Raw genomic sequence first — 2,051 nt, forward strand, 5'->3', positions numbered from 1 at the left:
CTTGTATTCATCGTCAGTTCCAATTTCCGAAATACCGTCTTAAGTACGTCGATCGCTTCCAGCGCTTGCGCTTTATAACGACAAAGGATTACCAGGTGAGTAGCCCGAGGGAATCGCACCCTCAGGCCCTCTCAGAACCGGACGTGAACCTCTCGGCTCATCCGGCTCCCATTATCCAGCCGCGGGCAAAATGCCCAATCGCCAATGTGCAAACAGTTCAGGAAGGTTCTTCGCCAGTTGCCCCAGCCATCGTATGGCTTTTGTCTTGTGTCGCTCCAGCTTCTTGTATTTCCGCCGAGCCCACACCACAAGCGCATCGTTCATATGACGTAATACAGGGTACAGTTGCGATTTATAGAAATGGCCGTAGTAGTTGATCCAACCTCTTATGGCGGCATTGTGCATTCTTGCCAGATCATCGATTTTCAGATCCGGTTTCAGATGCATTCGCCATCCTCTAATCGTCTGTCTCATCGCTTTGCTCGCCTTGTTGCTTACTGCTGGCGTAAAATTGATGAAATATTTCCCCAACCGATTCTTCGATCGCCTTGGTCGAAAGGTGTATCCCAAGAAGTCGAACTTGATCTCGGGATGGTCATCTTTACGATCATCATCTTTGCAATAGACGATCCGGGTTTTATCCGGATGCAGCTCGAGTTTGCAGTCCTTGAGCCGCTCTTTAAGTCGCTTCAGCAGTTGCTCAGCCTCTTCTTTCGTTCGACAATGAATCACTGCATCATCCGCGTATCTAGCCCACGGATTTTGAGGATGCTCTCTTGTCATCCACGTGTCAAACGTGTAGTGCATGAACAGATTTGCAAGCACCGGACTGATGACGCCGCCTTGCGGTGTGCCGGAGGTCCTCTCTTTCTTGCTTCCGTCCTTCATTTGGAATGGGGCCGTTAACCATCTTTCGATGTAGAGAATGATCCAGGCGCAGTCCGTATGCTTCCTCACCGCTTTCATTAGCAACTCATGGTCGATGTTGTCAAACAGACCCTTGATGTCAAATTCCAACACCCAGTCATATCGCCAACATCTTGCTCTTGTTACTCGAACGGCATCAATCGCAGATTTTCCTGGTCTGTACCCATAAGAGTCAGGGTGAAATATAGGTTCCACCAATGGCTCAAAGTGCAGTTTAACTGTCATTTGCGCGATGCGATCTGCGACGGTTGGGATACCTAATATCCTGGCCCCGCCGTTTTTCTTCGGTATTTCTACCGCTTTAACGGGCGGTGGGAAGTAACTTCCTGAGGACATCCGGTTCCAGATTTTGTAGAGGTTATCTTTCAGGTTTTCGTCAAACTTCTGAATCGACTGCTCATCGACTCCGGCCGCTCCTTGGTTCGCTTTGACCAGCTTGTATGCTTCCCAAACCGTGTGCCTTGAAATTTCATACGGCTTTGTTTTGTCCATTTGTTCCTCCCACTTTCGCGGTTGACGCATTTTCAAAACAGGATAACACAGCCCCTTCGCTCCGCCACCTTTTCAGTGGGTTCATCGCTACTACGGGCTATTCCGCCCCTATACTCCGCATCTGTACTTTCATCCTTGCGGGATTTCCGCTTGGATTTTTCCATTAACATCGGAGTCGTAGGTTCCCACGTTCCGAAACAAGAGCCTGTGCTACGTTCACGCCGCCTTCATGCCGGTCACCATCTGGACAGTAAACAGGTTTCCTCCAGACTCATCCCGGGTCAACGACTCCCTCCCGGTTTTGATGACGTCCCTACGCTTTCGACACTTTATCAGCCATTGACTTGTGTTCGTCTCCGTAGCACTCACCTGACAGAGTCTCGCTCTGCCTTTTCCTTAACGCTCACCACCACGGCTTTTGACCGCAGCAGCTTAAGGTGGTTTGAAGCCTCCGCCTGTACAGCGGCTCCGAGGGGCCCGCCCTCATCTCTTGCCCAGCATTGCTTGGCTCTTACGCGCCGCGCATTCGTGGCGCACGATCGTCCGCATAGCGGACAATCGTGCCGATGTGTGCGAATTGCTTCGTCCAAATCGTGTCGAGGTAGTGGAGATACAGATTCGCAAGCAATGGA

The 2,051-nt window shown here is 50.8% G+C and carries 1 protein-coding gene; it reads right to left on the minus strand.

Features of this window, described 5'->3' with window-relative positions:
* Positions 1–171: 171 nt before the first annotated feature.
* Positions 172–1,419, minus strand: a complete 1,248-nt coding sequence (gene ltrA / locus B0G52_RS35085; RefSeq protein WP_094051094.1) for a group II intron reverse transcriptase/maturase — start codon at positions 1,417–1,419, stop codon at positions 172–174.
* Positions 1,420–2,051 lie beyond the last annotated feature (632 nt).

This window comes from Cohnella sp. SGD-V74, assembly GCF_003001675.1.
GTDB lineage: Bacteria > Bacillota > Bacilli > Paenibacillales > Paenibacillaceae > Cohnella.